At 40.5% G+C, this 24,895-nt stretch carries 11 protein-coding genes; 3 read left to right on the top strand and 8 right to left on the bottom strand.

Translation table 11 applies throughout. From position 1 onward, the window contains the following. Positions 1-201: 201 nt before the first annotated feature. The 6 genes from K2F45_RS02660 to K2F45_RS02635 all read right to left on the bottom strand — a co-directional run bounded on the left by K2F45_RS02660 (position 202) and on the right by K2F45_RS02635 (position 12,005). Positions 202-1,155, bottom strand: a complete 954-nt coding sequence (locus tag K2F45_RS02660; RefSeq protein ID WP_075990871.1) for a helix-turn-helix transcriptional regulator — start codon at positions 1,153-1,155, stop codon at positions 202-204. Between the two features lie 617 nt (positions 1,156-1,772). Next, positions 1,773-3,800, bottom strand: a complete 2,028-nt coding sequence (locus tag K2F45_RS02655) for a CBM96 family carbohydrate-binding protein (RefSeq protein WP_248932983.1) — start codon at positions 3,798-3,800, stop codon at positions 1,773-1,775. A 396-nt stretch (positions 3,801-4,196) separates the two neighbouring features. Next, positions 4,197-5,471: a glycoside hydrolase family 88 protein gene (locus K2F45_RS02650; protein ID WP_083663470.1), complete on the bottom strand. Its 1,275-nt coding sequence runs from the start codon at positions 5,469-5,471 to the stop codon at positions 4,197-4,199. Between the two features lie 42 nt (positions 5,472-5,513). Further along, positions 5,514-6,782: a DUF2264 domain-containing protein gene (locus K2F45_RS02645; RefSeq protein WP_075994617.1), complete on the bottom strand. Its 1,269-nt coding sequence runs from the start codon at positions 6,780-6,782 to the stop codon at positions 5,514-5,516. A 167-nt stretch (positions 6,783-6,949) separates the two neighbouring features. Further along, positions 6,950-8,710, bottom strand: coding sequence for a RagB/SusD family nutrient uptake outer membrane protein (locus tag K2F45_RS02640; RefSeq protein WP_075990868.1), 1,761 nt, complete (start codon positions 8,708-8,710; stop codon positions 6,950-6,952). 13 nt (positions 8,711-8,723) lie between these two features. Next, complete coding sequence (locus K2F45_RS02635; protein ID WP_075990867.1) at positions 8,724-12,005, bottom strand: SusC/RagA family TonB-linked outer membrane protein; 3,282 nt, start codon at positions 12,003-12,005, stop codon at positions 8,724-8,726. Between the two features lie 136 nt (positions 12,006-12,141). Between K2F45_RS02635 and K2F45_RS02630 the strand changes: the two genes are divergently transcribed. Further along, positions 12,142-16,017, top strand: a complete 3,876-nt coding sequence (locus K2F45_RS02630) for a hybrid sensor histidine kinase/response regulator transcription factor (protein ID WP_075990866.1) — start codon at positions 12,142-12,144, stop codon at positions 16,015-16,017. A 195-nt stretch (positions 16,018-16,212) separates the two neighbouring features. On the opposite strand, the gene K2F45_RS02625 is transcribed toward K2F45_RS02630, so the two are convergent. Both K2F45_RS02625 and K2F45_RS02620 read right to left on the bottom strand, forming a co-directional pair. After that, a complete protein-coding gene (locus K2F45_RS02625) occupies positions 16,213-17,460 on the bottom strand; it encodes a glycoside hydrolase family 88 protein (RefSeq protein WP_075990865.1) in 1,248 nt (415 codons plus the stop codon). 162 nt (positions 17,461-17,622) lie between these two features. After that, entirely contained in the window at positions 17,623-19,764 is a 2,142-nt protein-coding gene (locus tag K2F45_RS02620) for a glycosyl hydrolase family 95 catalytic domain-containing protein (RefSeq protein WP_157625878.1), read from the bottom strand. Positions 19,765-20,148: 384 nt separating this feature from the next. Between K2F45_RS02620 and K2F45_RS02615 the strand changes: the two genes are divergently transcribed. Together K2F45_RS02615 and K2F45_RS02610 are read left to right on the top strand one after the other, a co-directional pair. Further along, positions 20,149-21,417, top strand: a complete 1,269-nt coding sequence (locus K2F45_RS02615; RefSeq protein ID WP_075990863.1) for a Gfo/Idh/MocA family oxidoreductase — start codon at positions 20,149-20,151, stop codon at positions 21,415-21,417. 12 nt (positions 21,418-21,429) lie between these two features. Continuing rightward, the gene (locus K2F45_RS02610) at positions 21,430-24,831 is read left to right on the top strand and encodes a DUF1080 domain-containing protein (RefSeq protein WP_075990862.1); all 3,402 of its coding nucleotides are present in this window, start codon (positions 21,430-21,432) and stop codon (positions 24,829-24,831) included. Positions 24,832-24,895 lie beyond the last annotated feature (64 nt).

The following is a 24,895-nucleotide window of genomic DNA, read 5'->3' as shown; positions in this document are numbered from 1 at the left end:
ATAAATGCGGGGTGAGAAAGAAGTACAACCGTGGTGACTCCGAGTTTAACTCGGAGTCACCACGGACTCATGTCAGACTCACCACGGATACAAGCTGACTCTGACACGAAGCAGGCTCGAACAGATACCGAAGGCATATCGAATCTCTGCATCCGCAGTTGCTCAAAAAACTACTGTAAATTAGGTTATGGATAGTATCTTTTAGATTTGTTCCAAAGCCGATGAAAGCAGACGCTTTACGACCTCTTTTAACGATTCGGGTTCAATAATTGTTCCTTTATCAGCAAACATCAGATACCAGCGCGCAAAGCCGTTCTCCATATTAATGCATTCGAAATGCATCTCTACATAATTATCGGTGACAGTTTCCTTTTGGAAACCAAAATAGTGACGATCCCATTCCATATAGCGGGCCATATCCTTATCTACTTGCACAACGACTTTTGTCGTGGGAACGTCATGACGTTTATTCAGAAAGAAAGATAACTCGGGATGCTCTTTTCCAAAATCTTCGGCAAGTATTCTAATATTGTTTATTCTGTCCAAACGGAATTGCCTGTAATCTTGTCGTAATCTACAAAAAGCGAGGACATACCAAAACTTGCTCTCCACAAAAATACCCACAGCTTCGATTTCACGCCTTTCTGGAGTTTTATCCGAAGGTTTGGAATAATAGATTTCCACACATTTTTTAGCAGCGATGCTTTCGATCAGTATATTGGTGCCATGGGTTAGCTTCTCATTGAATTGATGACGCCCACCGCGCACCAGAAAGTTATCCCCAACTAAGGCTACCTGTTCTTTTTCGTTACCCCGTAATATGGCTTTCATTTTTAGCAATGCTGTTGTAAAATGATGCGCAAGATTCCGATCTGTATACTTTTCCACCAGTTTCTCCGCTGCCACAAAACTCAATGCCTCCTCTCGGGTAAATTGCAGAGGTGGCATTTTATATCCCTCCACCAAAGAATAACCGCTTCCCGCTTCACCGTAAATCGGAATCCCTGCTTGCATCAGGGATCTGATATCACGATAAATCGTACGCGGACTTACTTCATAGCGTTCTGCCAAAGCAGCAGCAGTGACCACAGGTTTAGCCTGTAGATGCATATAAATAGCAAGTATGCGGTCGAATCTCTTTTGAATATCGGTCATTGGGATAAAAGTACGAAAAGACCAAATGATTTAGTAATGAATTTTAGTCACAAAAAAGGTATCATTTTAAATTATGAACACGACAGATACATTGCATAAACGTATTTAATTCTGCTCGCCTATCTTTATCGGACATGTATCAAATATAAAACCTACCTGTAACTTGCTTCTTCAGGAGTAAATAATTAACAAGTTAACATCAGATTCCGAATTAAAAAAGGAGTAACACTATTTTTATTAGGGGTTAGCAGGGGTTTAACAGGGATAATACCCCTGTTAAACCCCTGCTAATATAAAAATTGATGTAAACTTGTTATACCAATGTGCAATAAATGAGAGACGCTGTATTTGACAGAGAACAGCATAAAGAAACTTGGTTCTAATAGAGCGGATTAAATCTAATAAAACAAAAAAGTGAAGTATGTAATATACTTCACTTTTCCACATCGTGTTAATAACTTTGTTGAAAACTCAAAAAAATAGCTCTTATTGCTTGATTACCTTTTCTCCAAGGGGCAACCGGTCATATCGCACCAATGTTTCTACATAGAAGAAATGGACATAGGTCAAGCACACACTATAATTACAAAAAACACCTTTTCATTTAGATAAATTGACTAAAGATATTCAATCAACAGCGAAGATGTCTTATCGTTAAAGTTTAAGATTGACAAATCAATGGTATGTCCAGTTAATAGCACAGAATCTCCTGTAAAATCTCCATTTTCATAGAGTGTAACCTTAAAACCTTTTGGAATACTAATACTGCTCAGTTGGTCGTTCGTAACACCCAGTCCTTGCAAATCAGTAAGACTGTAACTTCCAATGCCAAGCTGTTTATACCAGCCACGGAAAGGAGTATCACCATACAATGTCACATTGGTCATAGGCGAAGTACTTAAAGATGGCCCATAAGAGTTAATATAGTAACGCAAATCAGTATATCTGTTGAAACTAGGATTTAACTTTTTCAGGAAACCGAACATCTCGCCCTTCATAATGGATGCCATCTGGACAAAAGCATAGCTGGATCCTGCCGCATTAAACGATTTATTATAATCAGCTCTAGTTTTGTCAGGAGCCCATTCGGTGTTGACAAATTCAAGATGAATATTATTGTCAGGATCCAAGACATAAGGGGCCATAAAAGAGACCGCATCCCTGATAGATCCACCCAAGACTGGCGTATCATTGGGATTAATTCTTAAATTAACCCATTTTGTAGCACGGTGATTTACCAAACTATCAAGCATATGCCGGCCTCGTTTGATATAAAAAGTGCGACCAATCTGTCCGATAAACTCTAGATCATACACATGATAGGCAAAGGCATCCCTGCCAAGAAAATCTATGCTAGCCCCATCCGCACGATAATTTTTATTATGATGAGTACTAAAATCTGACGTCGCTTGGTTGATAAGCGCTCCATCATTCAGTATATAAGCGATATCAATCATCAACAGATTACGGATAGTTTCCCAATTATTGGTTCTGACCGATTGAGTTTTGTAAAAGTTATATCTTGTCCGTAACCAATTGTCGATCGTCATCCTGCTGTTAGCATCAATTTTTGCACGAATAAGTGAATATCCTGTAAGAAATGGAAGATATATACTTTCATCGGGAGTTTGGCTTGTTGCTGCGTTAACGGCTGCCCAATAAAGAAGAAATTCCTTCGCCTTATCAACATATTGCCCTGCATTTGCCTGCTCCTGAAACAAAAAATATTGTAGCGCCAACGAATACACCTTAGCTGCATCAGTCTGCACTTTATTCTTGCCATCGGGATCTGAAATTTTTGCAACCGGAACAGGAACTGTATTCAATGCATCATTTGCTTTAACAGTAACTTGATTGTTTATTAGCGTTTGGGCGGCGGATAATGTTGCTAGATCAAGCTGAATGGAGTCAAAGGTTACTTTATCCATGACTAGGTTGCTATAAAAGTTTGGCCCCGATGCTGTATAATCAATTTTCAATTTTGGTCGAAGTCCCACATCCTGTGCTTCTTTAGACTGAAAGTCGGAATAAAATGAAGTAGAACCGGAGGTTTTTCGCTGTGCGACAATCTTAATAGACAATTTTCTGTCCGAATCCAAAGCTTCTTGAATCACTGAGGAGGGAATATCGAGATAGACAATTCCATTTGTAACTTTTAGTTTTCCATTGACTTCTCCAAGCTTTGTCCCTGTCGCTGGCGCATTATTCCAATTGATCGTTTTCTCACCCCAATCTTTTTCAAGCGTTGTGTAGTACAGCCACTTGGCATTTGCTGTATCCGCAGCACTGGAAACCCCACCAGCCAATTCAACACGTGCTGACTGTACACTAGCAACATTGCTGGGCAATGCGGTCAGATCAAAACGCAGATAGATATCCCTTCGATAACCTGGAGCATCATCTTTGGCAATCAGCCAACTATTATCACCATAATTGGTACTGGCGTTAGTCCCATCCTGAACATACGCATCTGCGACGGGCAAAAGGCTGACCTCATTTGCGGAATCAAAAGTAGCTGCTTTTTTTTGCAGCTGAGCAATAGAGCTTTCGGGCTTCAGCATATCCTTATGACAGGCCATCATTGCCGAAAGTGTGCTCATCAGTGCGACTGCAATGAATCTGAGTTTACTGTTTGTTGTTCTCATTCTTTGTTAGATTTATGATATTGGTAGTTTATAATTGGAACAATATGCCTCTAATACATCCGGGAGATGTAGATCATATTGTTTATCTATTGCTACTAATGGAACAGCCCTGAACAAGAGATCCTCCCAATGAAAATTTCTCTTGGCTATTTACCTCTTTTTAGCTCGCTCTGAAATGGATAGTTCTTTCCACGGCTACGTCCTTTAAAAACGATAAGAACTGAACCATCTTTCCATATCAAAGGAGCAGGATTTGATATATGTTTATGGTTCATGATCTATTGTGACCTAATAAAAAATTCGCTCTAAAAATTGTAGTATTCAATAGAATTATTATCATGTCTTTGAAACAATAAATCAAACATTGTTTCAAAGACTAGGCACTTATGATAGTTTCTATGGCTTGATGACCTTTTCTCCGCGAAGCAACCGATCATACCGAACCAATGCCTCTACATAATAGTAATCAGCATAGGTTAAAGGAACATCAACCTCTGTTTTATGTGGAATCGAACCAACACTATGTTTTAAAATATAGCCACCGGCTTCTTTATAATCTGCTTTGTAGGGTTTAGATGATAAAGACCGCAACATCTGCTCAGCCTTTGAGATATACAGCTGGCTTTCACCACCTGTTGTGTATTGCGCCAGTTCCAGCAAAGCCGAAGCGGTCACCGAAGCGGTCGACACATCACGAAGATCTTTCTGGCTATAATATTTACTATCCGGAGTAAGCTTGTTCTGGTCCATATCCCAATAAGGTATCAGATCTTTTGGAAGATTGGGATGATTCAGATAAAACTGTGCAATATGTCGAGCTTGCTCCAAATATTTCTTGTCGCCGGTCTCGCGGTACATCATCGTATAACCATACAGTCCCCAAGACTGTCCCCTAGCCCATGCAGACTCATCAAACGCACCTTGAGCAGTCTTTCTCGAAATAATGCTTCCATCCTTTGGATTGTAATCCACGACATGGTAGGAACTGTAATCTTTTCGGTAGTGATTGACCATCGTTGTATTGGCATGTTGCACCGCAATATCACGATAACGCTTATCACCTGTCATTTTGGAAACTTCCGTCAGAAACTCCAGGTTCATCATGTTGTCAATAATCACTGGGTAAGTCCAAGGCTGGCCATCCCAGTTTTTGCCCCCATCCCATGAACGGATAGTTTTGGGTGCTTCGTGGAAACGGGTCGCCAATGAGGCTGCTCCGGTACTTAAAATTTCCTTATAAGCAGCCGAATCTCCCGTCAAGCGTAATGCATTACCAAAGCTGCAGTACAACATAAAACCCAAATCATGTGTCCCCTTGTTGTTCTTTTCCTTCTCGAGTTCCTTCAGCTTACTTTTTGCTTCCGTTAATAGCTTCTCATCTTTGGTATATTCATAGAGATAGAGCACTGTACCGGGATAAAACCCCGAACACCACCAGCTTGAACCCCAATTCACATATTTACCATCTTTATAGGTTGTAGGCATATCCGATTCACCGATCGATGCTGCGAGGTAAGCGATTTGTTTGTGTGCATCTTCTAAATTGGTACGGACAAATTCTTTGTCAAGCCCCAATTTCACTGTCCCTAAGTTTCGCTGACTGGAACAGGAAATTCCCTGCATTCCTAATCCGATCATTAAAGCCCCCGTAATATAGTGTTGTATCTTCATTTTATCCAGTCCTTAATCTTTTGCTTTTTTATTCTTTTTTGTTTAATAACTTACATAATAGTCTTTGGGAAATTGCTCAGCATTCCAGCATTTTTGGGAAGTCCAGGGTTGTGGAGCACAGGTCCAGAACTCATCGTCTGCCGGTAACCCCAATGGCAAGAATGACAGGGAGGCCACATACATCGAACCTGCGTTTGTATAGTAATCTGCGAGATTGGATTGTTTGTCACCTACCACTCCCATACGCAGCCATCCTGAGGGTGCAAATGTCTTATCAATATAAATATGTCGAAGTATCGTGGTCAATGCAGCCCTAACCTGTCCCTTTGAGATATCTTCGGGTAGCTTATTTTCTAAGGCAACAGTCGCTAGAGGCTGGAATGCGGCATTTTTATAAGTTGAGGAGCGTCCAACAACGACATAATGACCTTCCGGAGAGATCATGCGTTCCAGGTGATGCGCATAACGCTGCATTCGTTTATAGGCTCTATCATACATTTCCTTGTATTTTCCTCCCGCTGAAATGTTATGACGCAGTGACTCCACCTGCATACAATGGATCACATAACCATTGTAGTGGTCAAAACTAAAATGGGCACCATCACTATACCAGCCATCCCCCACATACCATTCCTGATCAAATTTATTGACCGCATAATCGATCTTTTCCCGTGCACATTCCTCTCCTATGCTGTAAAGAAATGTTTCTGTCATTGCCGCAAAAAGCAGCCAATTACTTTCATTGGGCTTGATCTTCCGTAGCAGTTTAAACTCTTCGACGACTCTTTGCTTAGTGGCCTGGTCCAAAGGCTGCCATAAAGCTTTTGGGGCCCTCAGAAAAGCCAGTGCAAGATGCGCTGCATCCACAAGGGTCTGAGATGAAGGTCCTCGCCAAGTAAAATAATCCGGAGATTTTGGATCTACACCATATTGTATACCCAATAATGCTTGGTCACGTAATTTTTTACGCAATTGACCTTCTTCAGTTGCGTCATCCGGTAAGGCCAACCAAGGAGCCATACCTGCCAACAAACGACCGAAAGCTTCCAGGTATCCGACTCCAGGATCCCTACTATCGAAAGTAGGACTCACTTCCATCGGCATATTTTTACGCCATTGTTGCTTACTGATATTGCTTAATATTGGAGCAGCCATCTTATGTAAAATAGATACCCAATAGGCACGATCGTTCTCGCTGTAATTATTTCTTTCCGACGCGGCAACATTGGCATTCGCTTCACCAGCAAAAGATGTCGCCAGTGCGCCCATTCCGGCACCGCCCAATAGTTTTAATAAGAGTCTTCTTTTCATTGACATTGGTTTATAACGAACACAATCGAAGTGTTACACAAAACATTAAAAATCTTTATTTTAACTAAAAAAAACAAACAAAAAGAAATCAATCGCTCGAGCAAACGATTGCATGAGCGATTGATAACAACTTCTTTACAGGAGACAGAAAAATCTTCTCCTATTTCTTAATCGTCCCAGCCACTATTTTGTGTCAAGGCTGTGTTTCGTTCCCGTTCCACTTGTGGAATTGGCCATGTATAGAGCTGATCACCTCTCCAGTCATACGGAGAAACGACTCCTCCCCATGCTTGTTTAATACCATTTCCTGTATAAAAAGAAGTCTCTTTCAATGTTTTCCAACGCAACTCGTCAAAATAAATAACACCTTCACACATCAACTCACGACGGCGTTCTTCACGAATTTCTTTTCGGAGATCCTGCTCACCAATTCCTAAGGGTAATTCTCCAACTCCTGCACGCTTTCTGACCTCATTTACCTTTAATACTGCCTCGCTAGGCTTTGTTGACTCATTCAATGCCTCCGCCCATAGCAAAAGGATATCTGCATAACGCATGACGATATAATCATATGCTCCAGCTTCTCTATTTGGTATACCTGGATTAGCACCTTCGTAAACAAACTTACGTGGGTAGTAGTAAAAATTAGGGACGATATCCGTTCTCAAATCAAATACGCCACCAAACTCCTGTCTATATGGCCATCTTGACGTAAAGGTTTGATCTGTTGCACCATTGGCTCCCACAAATGTAGAGTAAGGTAAAATCACATTACTTGCTAGTCTAGGATCACGATCTTCATAGGCTTTCTTCAGGCGTTCTTCATTACCGGTAGGCAAATACAAAGACATATCAAGCTTGTTTGTAGTCCGTTTGTCAATATTAGATATTTCAGTAGCGGTCAAATTATTCCGCAAGAAAAACACCTCCCTTTGGCCCGGTGACATCTGATTATAGCCTGGCAAGTAATCGTCCCAATTAAACTTAGATCCATCTTTGCGTTGATAGCGGTCTGCAGCATCAGGGTGTACTAAATAAGTATTCCAATTGGACCCAAATGCTGAACGTGATCCGAATCTAAATTGGTAATCGGAGCCATATCCTGCCAAAGCCATATTTTGGATGCTAAATATAATTTCGGGACTTTGTTCATTATCTCCTTTAAATAGAGATGCATAATCGCTAAATAAACTGTGTCCCAGGCTTTTGACTTGTTCGAAATCAGCGATTGCTTTTGCCCATTCTTGCGTATACATATAAACCTTACCACGGAGCGCATAAGCGGCAGATTTTGTCACCCGGCCAAAGTTTGCATTTCCTTTATCATAGCGATTTGGTAACTGAGCTTCGTTGATACAATCCGTGAGATCTTTAATGATAAAGCTCCAAACTTCCTGTTCAGTATTCCTTGGTTTATCAACTTTGTCCCATTCGATTGGATCGGTATAAATAGGCACTCCTTTATACAACTGATTCAATCGATAATAGTAATAGGCGCGTAAGAATTTTACTTCTGCAGTTAATTTAGCCTTTTTCTCTGCTCCCACTGGTGACACATTGGCTATCCCATAGATCGCATTATTGCTCCGATGAACACCTTCATATAAATTTTGCCAAGTGGATGAAAAAATCCCGGATGAACTTGTGGCAGTTGCATTCATCAAGGTTGAATTATCCCGGCCTTGGAGAGTAACATAGGAATCATATACATAAAGCATCTGACCGAGGCGCAAACCTTGATATACACCATTTACACCTTGGTCCGTAAGGTTTTCAGTTAGCCACATATTATTGGTCAATACCTGTGTTTTAGGTACTGTATCCAATAAATCCTTCTGACAAGCAGAAAACAATGTTGCTGAACCGAGAGTCACGCTAAGCAATATTTTTTTACTCCACAAATTATATTTTTTTATATTATTTTTCATAATCTTTCTCTTTTTAGAATCCAATATTCAAACCAAAAGCAAACTGTTTCATTGTTGGATATTCTGCTCCTGCACCAACTTCTGGATCTAACCCCGGAAAATCAGTAAACATCAATAGGTTCTCTCCAGAGAAAAATACCCTTAAACTACGTACTTTAACTTTTTCAGTTAGTTTCTTATCAAACGTATAACCTATTTGCAAATTTCTAAGCTTTAAAAAATTTGCATTATACAACCAATAATCGCTTGCCTGATTATTGATATTTTCTGCAGAAGTTCCGTATTTCAATCTAGGGAAATATCCATTTTGATTGGTACGTGGATCATTTGGTGCCGCCGGGTTATAGAAATAATGGTCATCTGCAATACGAGTGGTTACCTGGTTACCAAGGATCAACACATTGTTATTATAACCAGCATCTGTCCAATAATACTGTCCTCCAGCCTCTCCTGCCCAAATCATAGACATATCAAGACCTTTATAAGAGAATCCGAGATTAAATCCATAGATATATTTAGGACTTGTCGACGTTCCGGTAAAGTACTGGTCGGCATTATTTCCATAAATACCATCTCCGTTCAGATCGGCATAGATCAAGTCTCCATAATACATCCGTGCATTCGAACCATAGCTATCCGCAATGGCTTGGGATGAGGTTACAAAAGAATAACCAGCAGCTTTCATCGCTTTTGCCCACTCGTAATCCTGATCCGTACGGATCATCCCTGTAGTAGGTCCACCGTTAACATTGACGGATCCGTCGGAATTAAAATAACTACCATTTCCTCTATATACTTGACGTAAATAGAATTCATCCAACTGGTATCCCTCAAGTCTTCGGTTTACACCACCTGTAGATACATCACCTAAATTAGTCTGCCATACCATTTTTCCCGTTCCGTCATCAACCATACCTTGAACCAGCTTACCCTCGTATTCCGTAACTTTATTTTTATTATACGAGAAATTACCACCAATGTTATAACTGAAATCCCCGATCTTATCCCGCCAGTTCAGGTTAAGCTCAATTCCTTTATTACGCATAGCGGCCTGGTTATAAAAGGGAGCACTAGCAGTACCCGCAGTAATTGGCATCTGCGCTGTACGAATAATATTTGAAGTTTTACGATCGTATAAACTTAGTTCCACGGATGCGCGTCGGTTTAATGTTGCAAATTCCAATCCAAGCTCCTTATTTTCGGAATCTTCCCATTGCAACAAGTTATTGCCAAAACGTGACAATCTAAGACCATTAGCCTGCGCGCCGTTGAAAGAATAACCTACCTGGCCATACACACCATGCCATCCATATACGTTCAGATCGTCTCCGCCATCATTCCCTAATTTACCCCACGATCCACGAATTTTAATATCTTGCAAATAAGGATCTACCGCCTTCATAAATGATTCCTTAGACAATATATATCCTAACGAAACAGAAGGGAAAGTACCATATTTCTTGCCAAGACCAAATTTTGATGAACCATCTCGGCGTAAACTAAATTCGGCTAAATATTTCCCATCATAATCGTAGCTAAAGCGACCGAAAAAAGAACGCATGGAGTTATCAGATTCTGCGCCGGAGATGCTATTCATCTCGGTTCCTGTACCGATATTAGTAATGGTAGCATCTATCAATCCTTTTGTAGAAGCACTAAATCCAGAATCGTTGTAATAAAATTCATTATGACCAACTAATGCACCAATCGTATGTTTACCAATCGTCGTGTTATAACGCAATACGTTATCAAAAGATTTTCTGTAAATTTTATTATAGGACTGTCCAGTCGTCGAGGTCGCAAGGTTAACAGGAGTCGACGTAATCGTCATGGTTGAAAAGTCATACCGTGGTGACGGATCAGACCAGGTTTTCACTTCATCAAATCGGCTCTGGTAATTAAATTTCGTTTCAAACGTCAAACCCTTCCAAAGTTTAACATTTGCAAATAAGGTTGCGTTGAGCCGTGTACGTTCATTACTTCCTTTATTATCGTAAAGGTAGGTCAATAAATTGTTCAGCTGAGATGATTCTCCGGAGCTGAGCACAGCGCTTCCAAACTTACTGTCATACATTGGGTAAATACCTGGTGTAGTTTGCCGCAAAAAATTATACAGATTGGCATCTGAAGCCATAGAACGTTCTTCTTTAACAACAAATGTCTGTGTACCCACGGTCAGGAAGTTGGTAACATCTGTCTCCAGATTCACCCGCCCTTCATAGCGTTTCATCCCTGTATTGTGCATAATGCCAGGGTTATCCTGTATTCTTCCAGATAGATTGTAGCGGATATTTTCACTCCCCCCCAAAACACTGACATTATGACTTTTTAACCAGGCATTCTCATAAATCCAATCGCCCCAGTTTGTATTGGGATATGCGACATAATTTGGTATGCCCTGAGCAGTCAAACCATTTGGATCAGCATTTGCCGCCGTCCAGGTATCAATAGCACTTTGCGTATATGGGCCTTTCTCGCCGATATTTTCTGCGGCCTCTTGAAACAAGCTCATATGTCTCAAATAATCGCTTACAAATTCAGGCTTTGCGCTTGGCGTTGTTCTCGAAAACAAACCTGAATATTTTATTTGCGGCGCTTGTCCGCCTTTTCCTTTCTTCGTTGTAATGACAATAACTCCATTCGCAGCCCGCGCACCATAGATAGCTGCCGAAGACGCGTCTTTTAATACTGATATTGTTTCAATATCTTCCGGATTTACTGCATCCATTACCCCCTGAATACCGTCAATAATGACAAGAGCATCATTATTGTTCATGGTACCTGTACCGCGTACGCGAATGGTTGCTCCATCACTACCAGGCTTACCATTACCGACTTTGACTTGGACACCGGCTGCAAGCCCCGAAAGTGCCGAAGATACGTTCGTTACCGCTCTACTTTCAAGCTTCTTGCCATCAATCGTCGCAACCGACCCTAACAATTTCGCCTTCTTCTGTTGTCCGTACCCCACGACTACAACTTCATCAATGGCAGCACTTGCACCGTCCATAGTTACATTGACGACATTGCGACCATTGACAACAACCTCTTGATTTTGATAACCGATATAGGAAACTAAGATGGTTGCATTGGAGCCAACTGACAATGAATAGGTACCGTTTGCATTTGTAGAAGTAGAAACACTTCCACCCTTTTCTCGAATCGTTACACCCGATAAAGGTGCTCCTTGACTGTCTGTAATCCGCCCCGTAATTGAAATTTTCTGTTGTGCCATACTCGCACCCACAGTAAACATCATCATAGCAGACAGTCCAACTTTGTAAAACTTTGCCATACTTTAGGAAATTAGTTTTATAATAAAAATTGGTTGTTTAATAGGCCAAAGATGGGTTTATGAGCAAATTAAGAGGGGTAAAATTCATAAATATTTGGGGGTAAAATCTTAAATTTGACACAAATACCCCATAACCATGAGCATACTACCTATTTTATCGCGACAATTTCTGCTGTTGATATCCATCATTTCCCTTTGTCATGCACAGAATTTAAAATTTGAGACACTAAGCCAGGAGAACGTATTGGATAAACAGGCGGTATTAACAATTGCTCAAGATAAACAAGGTAAACTTTGGTTCGGCGGCGGAGCCAACCTTTTTGTATACGACTCCCAGAATATCACTAATATTCTCGTACAGGATACCGTATTTAAAAAGGTAGATTACATTAACAAGATTGCCATCAACGCAAATAATGACCTTTTCATTGCTACAGCAACGCAGTTATTTATTTTCGATATCGACAAACGCAAAGCGGTATTTAAACAAGGAAAACCTTTTCAAGAAAAAATTACTGTCGCCGACATACAGCTCCTTTCAGACAAAATATTTCTGTGCACCGACAAAGGTCTCTATCAGGCTATCCCCACAGCAGGTACCTACAATCTCAAAAAACTCATTAACCAATCCCGAGTACAATCGATTATTCAGACAGGACCAGAAACCTATATCATGGCGAGCATGAATGGCATAACGTCTTTTTCTTTGAAAAATAATCAAATTTCTACGAACCAGAATCTTATAGCATCTCCCCTGCCGTTAAAAGAGCAGATTTTCAGCACAATGTATCTTCATAAAAACATCCTGTGGGTTGGTACAAAATTGCATGGAATATTCCAATACAACTTCGTTGATAAAAAATGGAATAACCTAACAGAAACAAATAGCAATCTGCTCAGCAATAACATCCGGAAAATTGTCCCAACTAAACAAGGAGAACTACTGATTGGAACACTAAAAGGACTCTCCATCTTTAACGGGACACCACATTTCTTAAACTATAAACATAATACCTCCGTCAAAAACTCATTGAGTCAAAACTCTATCTATGATATCTTTATTGATCGACAACAGATCACCTGGATAGGAACTTATTTTGGAGGAATCAATGCCATCTACCCCGATCTGATCCCCATACAGCATTATTCAACACGTTCGCGTCCAGGTCTCAGCCTCAATAGCGATATCACCGGCAGTTTCGCAGAGTCAGAAAATGCGTTTTGGATTGGAACAGAAGAAGAAGGAATCAACAAAATTGACAAAAGAACAGAAACCACCTCTCCTTTGTCTAAATTAACCCAGTCAAACCTGATCAAGGATCTATACGTTAGAGATAACAAAATTTATGCAGCACAGTACGGCGGCGGTTATTCCATTATCGATGCACAATCTGGAAACACACAACACTTTTACCTGGAAAAAGATCTCCTAAACCTCAAAAACAATATTTATAGCATTTACGTCGATCCCGTACATCGCATTTACCTCGGAACCAATAAAGGGCTTTACATCGTAGATCCTGGAAAACCTGCAGCATATAACGCTGCATTAAAAACAGGTACAATTGATGATATCCAAGCGGACAATAGACAGCAGACTTATTTTCTCAGAGGAGGTGCACTTTTTCGCAAAAAACCGAATGAATCAAACATAAAACCAATAAAACAGCTGGATACATTGACGCTAGGTGGATTTTATGTTCATCCGAACGGGGACATCTGGCTGACATCCAAAGAGTATTTATATCATTTTGACCAGCGCGATCACTTAACCAAGGTATCTCGCTTTCCAAACAACTCATTAGGCTGGCCCATCTTTGTGAACAATCAGGTATGGCTTACCAGTAAAAATGGACTAATATGCTATAATCCCAAAACAAAAGATAGTTACCTCCTGAATCAATATGACGGCCTACCGGTCAAAAATCTACTTGGAGCCAAAGTCTTTGCCAGCAAAACAGGAACATTATTCGTCACAACACTCAATGGTGTAGTTGCCCTGGATACCCGAAAAATAATCTTCAATCAGACTATACCCGAGGTACTCTTCCGAAATATCTTTCTCGAAGAGACACCATTGAACTACGGACGGATTCAGAAAACGACAGATCCCAATAGCTATCAGCTCAAACTCCGACATGATGAAAACTTTGTTACGATTAATTTCTCAGGTTCTAATTTCATCAAACCACTAAAAAATAGATACCGATACAAGCTCGATGGTTTTGACAAGGATTGGGTTGAAACAAGTACTCCATCAATACGATATACCAACATTCCGGTCGGAATGCATACTTTGACCATATTCGCCAGTAACAACGATGGCATTTGGAGCAGTATCCCCCTACGGATCAATATCGATATTAAACCTCCCTTTTGGAGAACCTGGTGGGCTTATCTGTTGTATGCCGGCTTGTTTATCTTGGGTGTACATTTTGTCATCAAGTTTGTTGTCGAACGTGAGATGTTGATCAATTCAGAACGGGAACAGGAAAAGAAAATAAAATTCTTTACACAGATATCGCACGAAATTCGCACACCGTTGACTTTGATTACCGCTCCATTAGACGAAATTATTTCCGAAACGGCCAATCTTACCGCTACCCAAAACAAAGTAAAACGGATAAAAAAGAATGCCAGTAAACTCCTTGGTGTTATCAACGAGCTGCTGGACTTTAAAAAATTCGATGACAAACACTTTGTACTGAAGAAAACCGACATCTCTTTTAGAGAATACATAGAAGATACGTTCTACTTACTGAATGACCTTGCCAAAACAAAACATCTCAACTATTATATACGTCAGTTGGATGCAGTAGGATTACAATCCATTGATACCCTGCAGTTTGACAAAGTGATGTTTAATCTACTATCCAATGCCATCAAATATACACCCGAATATGGTACCGTTTACCTTGAGCTGATCGAAAGCGATGACTCATTTTCCATAAACATAGTTGATAGTGGCATTGGTATTGCCACAGACAATCAGTTCAAAATATTTGAAGAATACTATCGTGAAGAACAAGCTAATGATGCAATCGGCACAGGCATTGGATTGGCACTTACCAAACAAATTGTGCAGCAACACAAGGGAGAGATTCGTTGTTTTTCGAAGGAGGATGAAAAAGGAAAATGGACGGTATTTACGGTAACCTTACTGAAACAAGCTGGCGAGAAAGTAGAGCCGCAAGCAATAGGCCTCCTTGCAAAGGAAACAGAGGACGTTAGCATACTGGTACCAAGCACGCTTGATACTTCCTTGCAACAAACTATTTTAATTGTAGAAGACAACAAAGAATTATTAGCAACGGTAGTCAGTCTGTTTCAGGACACCTACACAATCATTACGGCTGATCATGGCGAAGAAGCTCTTTCCAAAGCATTGGAATATATCCCTGACCTGATTATTTCAGACTTGATGATGCCTTATATGGATGGAGCCCAACTGTGTCAGGCCGTTAAAACAAATATGGTGACAAGCCATATTCCGTTCATTTTGTTGACAGCCGTAACAGACAGCCATTCACAAACCTTAGCCCTGGAGCAGGGTGCAAATATCTATTTAACAAAGCCCTTCGACAATAAACAACTATTTCTCTCCGCTCAGAATCTCATGGCTATCAGCCACAAAAAGAGTAAAGAATTTCAGGTCAAAACAGCTTCATTCGACAATGAACTTGATGCGCAATTCATCTCATCCCTAAATGAGTTGATCGAAGAAAATATCCAGTCAGATGGCTTTGATGTTAATTTTATATCACGTAAAATGGGAATGAGCGCTCCAATTCTCTATCGTAAACTGAAGGCAATATCCAATTTATCGCTCAATAATTATGTTAAAACGTATAGGCTAAACAAAGCGAAAGAACTACTGAATTCTGACATGAACATCAGTGAGATCGCCTATGCTGTGGGGTTTTCGGACAGGAAGTACTTTAGTAAGGAATTTAAAAAACAGTTTGGATACAATCCGTCGGAACAAACCGCTACGACCAACCAGAATAGCTAAACCCTGTTATATCGAACCGTGGTCCCCGTAATGCTCAATAAACGCTGTAATTCCCAACAAAAAGACAGAGGTGGCTATGCCACCTCTGTCTTTTAGCTTTAACTACGTTTTTAATCAAGTTTGAGCCTTACTTAAAACAAATCATTTTTTAAACGATCCGATCCCACTAAAATAAGCTTTTAACTGTTGACAACCTTATTTAGCGATCTCTTTGATCATAGGTTCTCCGGACAATAGGCGCTGATAACGAACCAAGGCCTCCACATAATAGTAATCGGCATAGGTCAACGGCACATCGATTTCCGAATTTAATGGCAGCGCTCCAACACTGTGTTGTAAGATATACCCACCATTTTGACCATAAGGTGCCAGATAAGGTGCCTTCGACAGGTTCTTAAGAATCGTTTCTGCTTTATCAAAATAATTCAAAGCTTCACTTCCCTTTGTGTATTGTGAGAGCTCTAACAAAGCAGACGCATATAATGCCGCCGCAGATACATCCCGCAGATCCTTATTCGGATACATTTTATCTGACTGCGCAATTTTATCTTTATCAAAATCCCAGTAAGGAACCAGATCAGCAGGCAAATTCGGATTGCTTAGGATATAATTTGCGATTTGCTGGGCCTGCTTCAAAAATTCTTTCTTCTTTGTCTCGCGGTACATCATGGTATAACCATACAGCGCCCATCCTTGTCCTCTTGACCATGCCGATTCATCAAATGCGCCCTGATGGGTCTTTTTACCAATCGCCTTACCTGTGTTTTTATCATAATCGATCACATGGTATGAGCTATAATCTTTTCTGAAGTGATTTTTCAAGGTTGTTTCAGCATGAGATACCGCAATATCATAAAATTTTTTATCTCCAGTCATTTTAGACACCTGTGTCAAAAACTCCAGGTTCATCATATTATCGATTATAACCGGATACTGCCATGATCCGTGATCCCAAGAACGAATCGTTTTGGTAGTTGGACTATAGCGAGATGCTAAGGAATTGGCGCCGGTGCTGAGTACTGGTCCATACTTTTGGTTATCACCCGTGAGACGCAATGCGTTTCCAAAACTACAGAATAACATAAACCCTAAATCATGTGTACCCTTGTTGTTCTTTTCTTTTTCTAGATAGGTCAATTTCTCGGTTGCTTTCTTTAACAGCCCTTCATCTTTGGTACCTTCATATAAATACAACAATGTCCCTGGATAAAACCCCGAACACCACCAGCTCGACGAAGAAAATACCTCTTTGCCATTTTCGAAAGTTTTTGGAAACTTTTCTGCCGGAGTTTCGCTCGCCAGGACTTTTATTTGCTTCGCTGCAGCATCTAGCTGCTGCTGAATAAACGCCTTGGATAGATTCGGTTTTGCCGTTTGCGCCTGAACGACAGTCGAAGTACCCAAAACGGTCAATAATAACACGGAAAGTTGTTTTAATTTCATTATTTTCTATTCTTATATTTTTATTTGATCAGCGCATTAGCGCTTCAATTTTATACCTAAATAATATGCTTTCTTTATTTCAATTGATTGAGGAATTTTAAGCAATTGGCTCAAGGAGCTTGAATATCCAGTTTCAACGTAATTTCTTTAACTTACCTTTTATCAATGTACATTAATCAAAGCGATTGCTCCCTTATCAAGCTTCAGATCAATTGTTCCATCTCTCCTTATATCAAACGTACCTTTTCCCTGTATCTTTATTTCTGGTATTCCGATATCGGATTTTAAACGTAGACGACCTCCATATTGACTTTTGATCCGGATGTTGGCCGTTTTTCCATTTTTTCGCTCTGCTGATACGAGATTTCCACCATCTGTCAAAAAATTGGTAAAGGAAACATCCTTCCATTTATGAGGAATAGCAGGAAACACGCGTAATACACCATTCCAATACTGCATACACAATTCTTGAATACTGGCCATCGCTGCCAGTGGGGTTTCTATCACCGGACCGCTTTCAGCATATAGCGTATTGGCTTTAATATATTTCTGCAATAGCACATCCAGCGAAGCCAAAGCCGAATCTCCTCTCCCCATCATGGCATACATAGAGGCAGCACCTGTAAATGAATAGCCCTGCAACCATTGCTTTTTGCTCTGCCAATGTGCAATAGAGCGCTCAATAAGAGCTTGATTATTTACCTGATCCCAATTTATATCGTAAAAAGGATAAATCATCATTAGATGCGAATAGTGACGATGCGACTCGCCATAGGGAAGGTCTTTTGCGATCATAAAGCCATCGACATCTTGTGGATAATCAATCATGTTGGCCAATACATCTGTCCAGACAGCATGAAGTTTATCTTTGCCGCCTCTTTCTTGATCCAGCTCTATAAGCGTCTTGAGCCCCCATTTGAAAATAGAAAGATCATAATTTGTATCATAAGCATACCCTTTTGAATATTCTGGCGAATAGGTTTTCACACCGATATGGTATTTTCCTGCTTGATTTTTTTCCAATAAGTGCAAATGATAATTTATCGCTTCCTTCAGTAGCGGAAATAAGCGATCATATATTTCCTGCGACAGTGTCGCTCGATAATATTGATAATAACTATGCAACAGCCATACAAGATTTCCCAATTCTTTTTCACCATCGGATGCCCCATCAAGTGTGACATTTTTTGCCAGAAGAACAGGACTCCATAAACTTGGCCCCGAGGAGCGACCTACAGCCAAACTGTTATAGCGATAAGGCTCGGGAACATTTTGTCTTAAATTATCTTTATTCCGATCAATCATCTGGATCAACGAGCTTGCAATACCGAGCTGGTTCGCTTTGAAAACAGGGGAATAAGCAAGTTGCATATTAAGATTAAGCCAGTACGCTGGCCACGGAGTTGGACTTGTCCAGGGCCCCTGTAAATCCATAGCGGGCTTATCTGACCTTGTTGCACTGGCAAGTTTATACAATTGCATATCATAAAACTGCTGGTAAACCGTATCTGGCAGCTCCAGTGTAGATGCTGCAAAATAGTCTGTCCACCACTTGCGATGGGATGCCAGTCCCTTCGTTAACTTTTGTTCATTAAAATTCTGAACATAATTGATCGCCTTTTTGACATAAGCGGTTCCCTGCTGGTTATAATCTACGGTAATTAAATAGGTATCCACTTCTTTGCCGGATCTACCACAATAAGCCGTCACATACCCTCCCCCGGCTAGGAGAGGCTGATCAAAATATTTTGTTTCGCCTTGCGCGCCAAAACTTCCTTTTGGATTTGTCGGATAGTTTTTCGGTTTTTGCGTATAGCTGAATCCCATCCTTGGACTGATGGCTTCGTCGGGTTTCCATGTAAGATGGTAATTCCCGTTAAAATCTTTTTTAAATACCTCTAGCAAAATAATGTTGTCATTTGATAAGGTGGTCGTCCGAATTCTCACCATCCCTTGGTCTGTGCCGACTTTCGCCTCAGCATAGGCATCTTTTAAATGAATTTCTCCTTGTGCCTGCACAATAGGGCTTTCAAATTCTATTTCAAAATGACCTAACGACATACGCGCCTGATCAAACAATTTATCGGCCGAATTCGCTCGATGATCATAAATATCAGTTCTTCCAATATCCACACGCATCGAATTCTTACCGGCTAAGTAAGTCATCGTTCCCAGGAGACCATTGCCAGTAAACACACCTTCATAAATCGTATGGCCCAACACTGGAATTCTAAATTGAGCTGATCCTCCAAATGGCTGGCATAGGATACAAACGAGTAAAAACAGTATTCTTAGATTCATCATTAGGATTTAATGCTATCAGAGCGACCATAAAGATGCTGGATTATTCTCCTGAAATCAAGCCTCTTTTACGAAAACGATTGAGGAAAACCTAGATTCAAGCTCTTCTCTGTCCATCACATCGAATAGCTACCTCTCTGAAATGTAACAATTTAGTAGACAAAACAACACAGCATACGCAATAATGGGGTAGCTATATATGAAAGAAATGAATTCAGCAGTATTCTTTTGTTATTTTTTAACAAAACACAAATAAACAATACGTAAAATTTTAGTTATCAGTTTACATTTATCAGTTTTTTATCTATTTTTAAGATTAAATATCCAATGCCGTTATTTTTAACAGCCTAATAGTGGATCAATTATAAAACAACTAATCCAACCAAAATGAAAGAACAGAATTCATCAAGGCGTGATTTCATAAAAAAATCCGTGGTCGGTGCTGCGGCATTTTCTATTGTACCACGCTTTGTACTCGGAGGACAGGGCTATCTTGCTCCGAGCGACCATCTAACCAAAGGTGTAATTGGTGTCGGCAATATGGGCCGTGGACACTTTGGCTACGCCGGAACTAAAACAGTAGCCATTTGTGATGTAGACAAAACCCATCTAGCGGCAGCACAAGAAGACTTAGGCGGTGGTGTGAAGGAATACCATGACTTTAGGGAGTTGATTAAATCTCCGGAAGTAGATATTGTGCATATTGCTACTCCGCCACATTGGCATGGACTGATGTCCATTGAAGCGGCAAAAGCAGGAAAAGATATCTGGTGTGAAAAACCAATGACACGTACTATCGGTGAAGGTAAAAAAGTGAAAGAAGCCATTGCACAACATGGCAATATCTTCCGTTTAAATACCTGGTTTCGTTTCAAGGATGACTTTTATGGAATGAATGTTCCAGTAAGCAAAATCAAAAAATTAGTTGATACTGGCATGTTAGGTTGGCCTTTGAAAGTTACGATAAGCAAACATACCGGCTTTGACTGGAAGTTCTATTGGGTAGGAAAAGAAAATTTACCAGAGGAGAAAGTACCGGCTGAACTTGACTACGATTTTTGGTTAGGTCCGGCGCCATACAAGCCTTACAATAAACACCGCGTACATACTACTTTTAGAGGATATTGGGATTATGATGGTGGCGGTCTAGGAGATATGGGGCAACATTATATGGATCCTGTTCAATACTTCTTAGGTAAAGACAACGAAAGCCCGATTTCCGTCGACGTTGATGCTCCGCAGCAACATCCGGATGCAGTGGGCACATGGAGACGAATTACATTTACCTATGCCGATGGTTGTCAGATCATTTTAGACGGTGAGGCGAAAGATGAAAAGGCAGCCTATATTGAAGGTCCAAAAGGTAAATTATATCGAGGATTCCAATCAGATATACCGGATTTGGAAAGAAAACTTGCACAGTACCCTGAACCGGCACCACAGATTACTGACTTCTTGGAATCCGTTCGCACAAGAGAAAAGTTTGCGCTGAATGAAATCAATGGACACCGTTCTTGTACCTTGGTCAACATGGGATTAGCAGCATTGCGACTGAACAGATCACTAAAATATGACTCCCAAAATGAGCTATTTATTAATGACGACGCCGCAAATAGATTAATTCACCAACCAATGAGAGGCCCTTGGTCTATTTAAAAAGATATCCTAATGAAAAGAATATTCAATTCGCTGACCGTATTGCTTCTTATATCTAGTGCAACCTACGCTCAGCAACCACAAAATAGAACGACTGCAACTAAAATAGCAGACGTATTGGCACAACAGCCTGCCGAAGAAAAAGAAAAGTTTTTACTTGCCATGCATGAGCTGGAAGGTTTTTCTTCTGATGACGTCGTTACCTTCCTCAAAGGACTTAAAGCACCAGGTAGCAACAATGCTCCGATAGAATTTGCGGCAAACAGCTATTCGTTTTACGTAAACCAACCAGGCAAAGAACAGCAGAAAAGAGTGTTTGTTGAAGGATTGGCAAAATCCATAACGCAATTGAGTGAACCAACTAATCAGGTCTTTGCTCTACGCCTGTTACGTCAATGCGCCGATAATACAGTTATACCAGCTGTCGCTAATTGTTTGACAAACGATTATCTTGCCGATGCAGCAGCGAGAACCCTAGTATCTATTCGCACCCCTGAATCGACAGCAGCCTTAGAAAAAGCTTTAGCAGCATCCACAACAGAGAAAACTGCCATTGCCCTGGTTACAGCACTCGGAGATCTAAAAGATAAAAATGCTGAAAGTGCCATTTTAGGATTAACGCAAAAATATAATTCGGATGGTTTCCAACGAACAGCATTAATCGCGCTGAGCAAAATCGGGGGCACAGCCTCAGAATCGCTATTCCAGGAAAAACTAAATGCTGCCGGTTATAGCTATGACAAATTGGATGCAGTAGGACTTGGTATTGACTATGCTCAAGCATTGATCGACAATAAACACGACCAAGATGCGGTTAAGTTCCTAAACAAGTTTTTTCAGGAATCTCAAAAAGTAAAATCGATCAACGGCCAAATTGCATCGCTTAAATTATTGACAACCATCGACCCAGCGAAACAACAAAAGAACTTGTTAGCAGCTGTTAAGAGCGATAATGGTGCTTACCGTAACATTGCATTACAATTACTCGGAAAATACGGAAAAGGCGCCGACGCAAAAAGCTTGCTTGCTTTAGCAAGCAAGGGTACTCCTGAAGTGCAAGAAAGTGTATTGAACTACTTAGCCCACAATGGTTCGGCAAGCAGCTTAAAACTAATCCAGGCATTAGTAAATAAAACACAGTCTCCCGTAACTAAATTAGCTGGATTAAGTGCACTAAATACACTATCTCAGGGTAAAGAAACCAATACCTTAATCCAGGCGCTCAACGCTGATCAACAATTTAACAATTCGGTAAAAGCATTGATCCTTTCATCGAAAGATGCAAATGTCGTTACTGATGTCAACAATGCACTTGCCACTGTAGACGACGACAAAAAGATTCAATTGCTGGATATTTTAAGTAAACGTTCCAACAATGCATCATCCAAAGCTGTATTAGCCATAAAGAGTGCAAACCCTGCTGTCGAAGAAGCGATCAACAAAGCACTCCCAAATGTCGCTCAGGAATCGGACTTAGAAGAACTATTCGGTAGGTTAAACAATACAACAGACAATAAATCTGCCGTGCTATTGCAACGTGCCATTGTCAATGTGGTTCAGTCAAGCACAAATTCAAAGGGATTAACAGAAAAACTAGCAGCTAATATATCGAAGTCTGCAGCGCCTAATACCGCTAAGTATTTCCCTGTTTTTGCTGGGCTTGGTGACGCCCAGTCATTGAAAGCTGTAACTGCATACCTTAACAACAATAATACAGGTCTACGGTCCGCAGCAATTGAGTCTTTGGCTAGCTGGTCTACCTCCAACGCACTGCCAGAATTGGTATCTCTTTCCCGAACAGAAAAAGACGATAATCTTTTCAATACGGTATACAGAGGATTAATTAAATCAATTTCTTCTTCTTCGAATACGCCTGAACAGAAAACTTTGTTATTAAGAGATGCATTCAACGTCGCCAAAACCACAGATCAGAAAAAAGCAGCATTATCTGCGTTACAACCTACAGGAACATACCAGTCTTTAGTTTTTGCCGCTGATTTAATGAGCGACGCGCAACTTGGCGGAACTGCGGCCAATGTAGCGATGAACATTGCGATGGACAACAAGTTCTATGGCAAAAAGGTTAGAGAGGTTCTTGAACAGGTAATCGGTAAATTGTCGGGTAGTGAAAGTGGATACCTTAAGGAAGCTGTTGTTCGCTATCTCGCTGAAATGCCGATCAAAGAAGGTTATGTTTCGATGTTCAATGGTAAAGACCTAAGTGGCTGGAAAGGTTTGGTAGCAGATCCGATCAAACGCAGTAAAATGAACGAGAAAACTTTAGCAGCAGAACAAGCTAAAGCCGACGATATCATGCGCAAAGGTTGGACAGCATCCAATGGTGAAATTGCCTTCAGTGGTAAAGGCGATAATCTGGCGACCGTAAAGAAATATGGCGATTTTGAAATGCTGGTAGACTGGAAATTGGAAAACTATGGCGGTATAGAAGGTGATGCCGGTATCTACTTGAGAGGTACTCCCCAAGTACAAATTTGGGATATTGCGAATACAAGAGTCGGCGCCCAAGTTGGCTCTGGCGGATTATATAACAACCAGAAAAATGAAAGCAAACCGTTGAAGGTTGCCGACAATGCTACTGGCGAATGGAATACATTTAAAATCAAAATGGTAGACGATAAAGTCACAGTTTGGTTAAATGGACAGTTAGTAACCGATAATATTCCTCTTGAAAACTATTGGGATAGAAACCAATCAATTTTCCCTACCGAACAAATTGAGTTACAAGCGCATGGTTCAGTTGTTTATTATAGAGATCTTTTTATCAAGGAATTCCCAAGAAAACAAATCTTTAAATTGAGCGATCAAGAGAAAAAAGAAGGTTTTGAAGTACTTTTTGATGGAACAAACCTCGACAAGTGGACAGAAAACCAAGCTTATGTTGTCAACGACGAAGGTTATATCTGGGTGTATCCAAATGCAAAATTTGGTGGAAACCTTTACACAAAAGAAGAATATGCAGACTTCATTTATCGCTTCGACTTCAAATTAACGCCTGGTGCCAACAATGGTGTGGGAATACGCGCTCCTCTGGAGGGAGATGCCGCATATGAGGCCATGGAAATCCAGGTACTTGATGATGGTGCAGATGTTTATAAAGACTTAAAGCAATACCAATATCACGGTTCAATTTATGGAGTTGTTCCTGCCAAAAAAGGTCATTTAAAACCCGTAGGTGAATGGAACTCCGAGGAAATCGTGGTGAAAGGAAATCGCATCAAAGTTACACTGAATGGCGCGGTTATCGTGGATGCGGATATCGCCGAGGCAAGCAAAAATGGAACCCTGGATGGCAAACAACATCCTGGGCTTAAACGAACCTCTGGTCATATCGGGTTTCTAGGACACGGTACCGAAGTATTCTTTAAAGATATTCGAGTAAAAAAACTCAAATAGTCTAAACTTATACGTAGAGAGGGGATAAGGAATCTTATCCCCTTTTTGCTAATTAGCCCACTTG

Origin of the sequence: Sphingobacterium siyangense, from assembly GCF_023277505.1 — a bacterium.
Taxonomy (GTDB): Bacteria; Bacteroidota; Bacteroidia; order Sphingobacteriales; family Sphingobacteriaceae; genus Sphingobacterium; species Sphingobacterium siyangense.
This window is presented reverse-complemented; position numbering and strand designations above follow the sequence as displayed.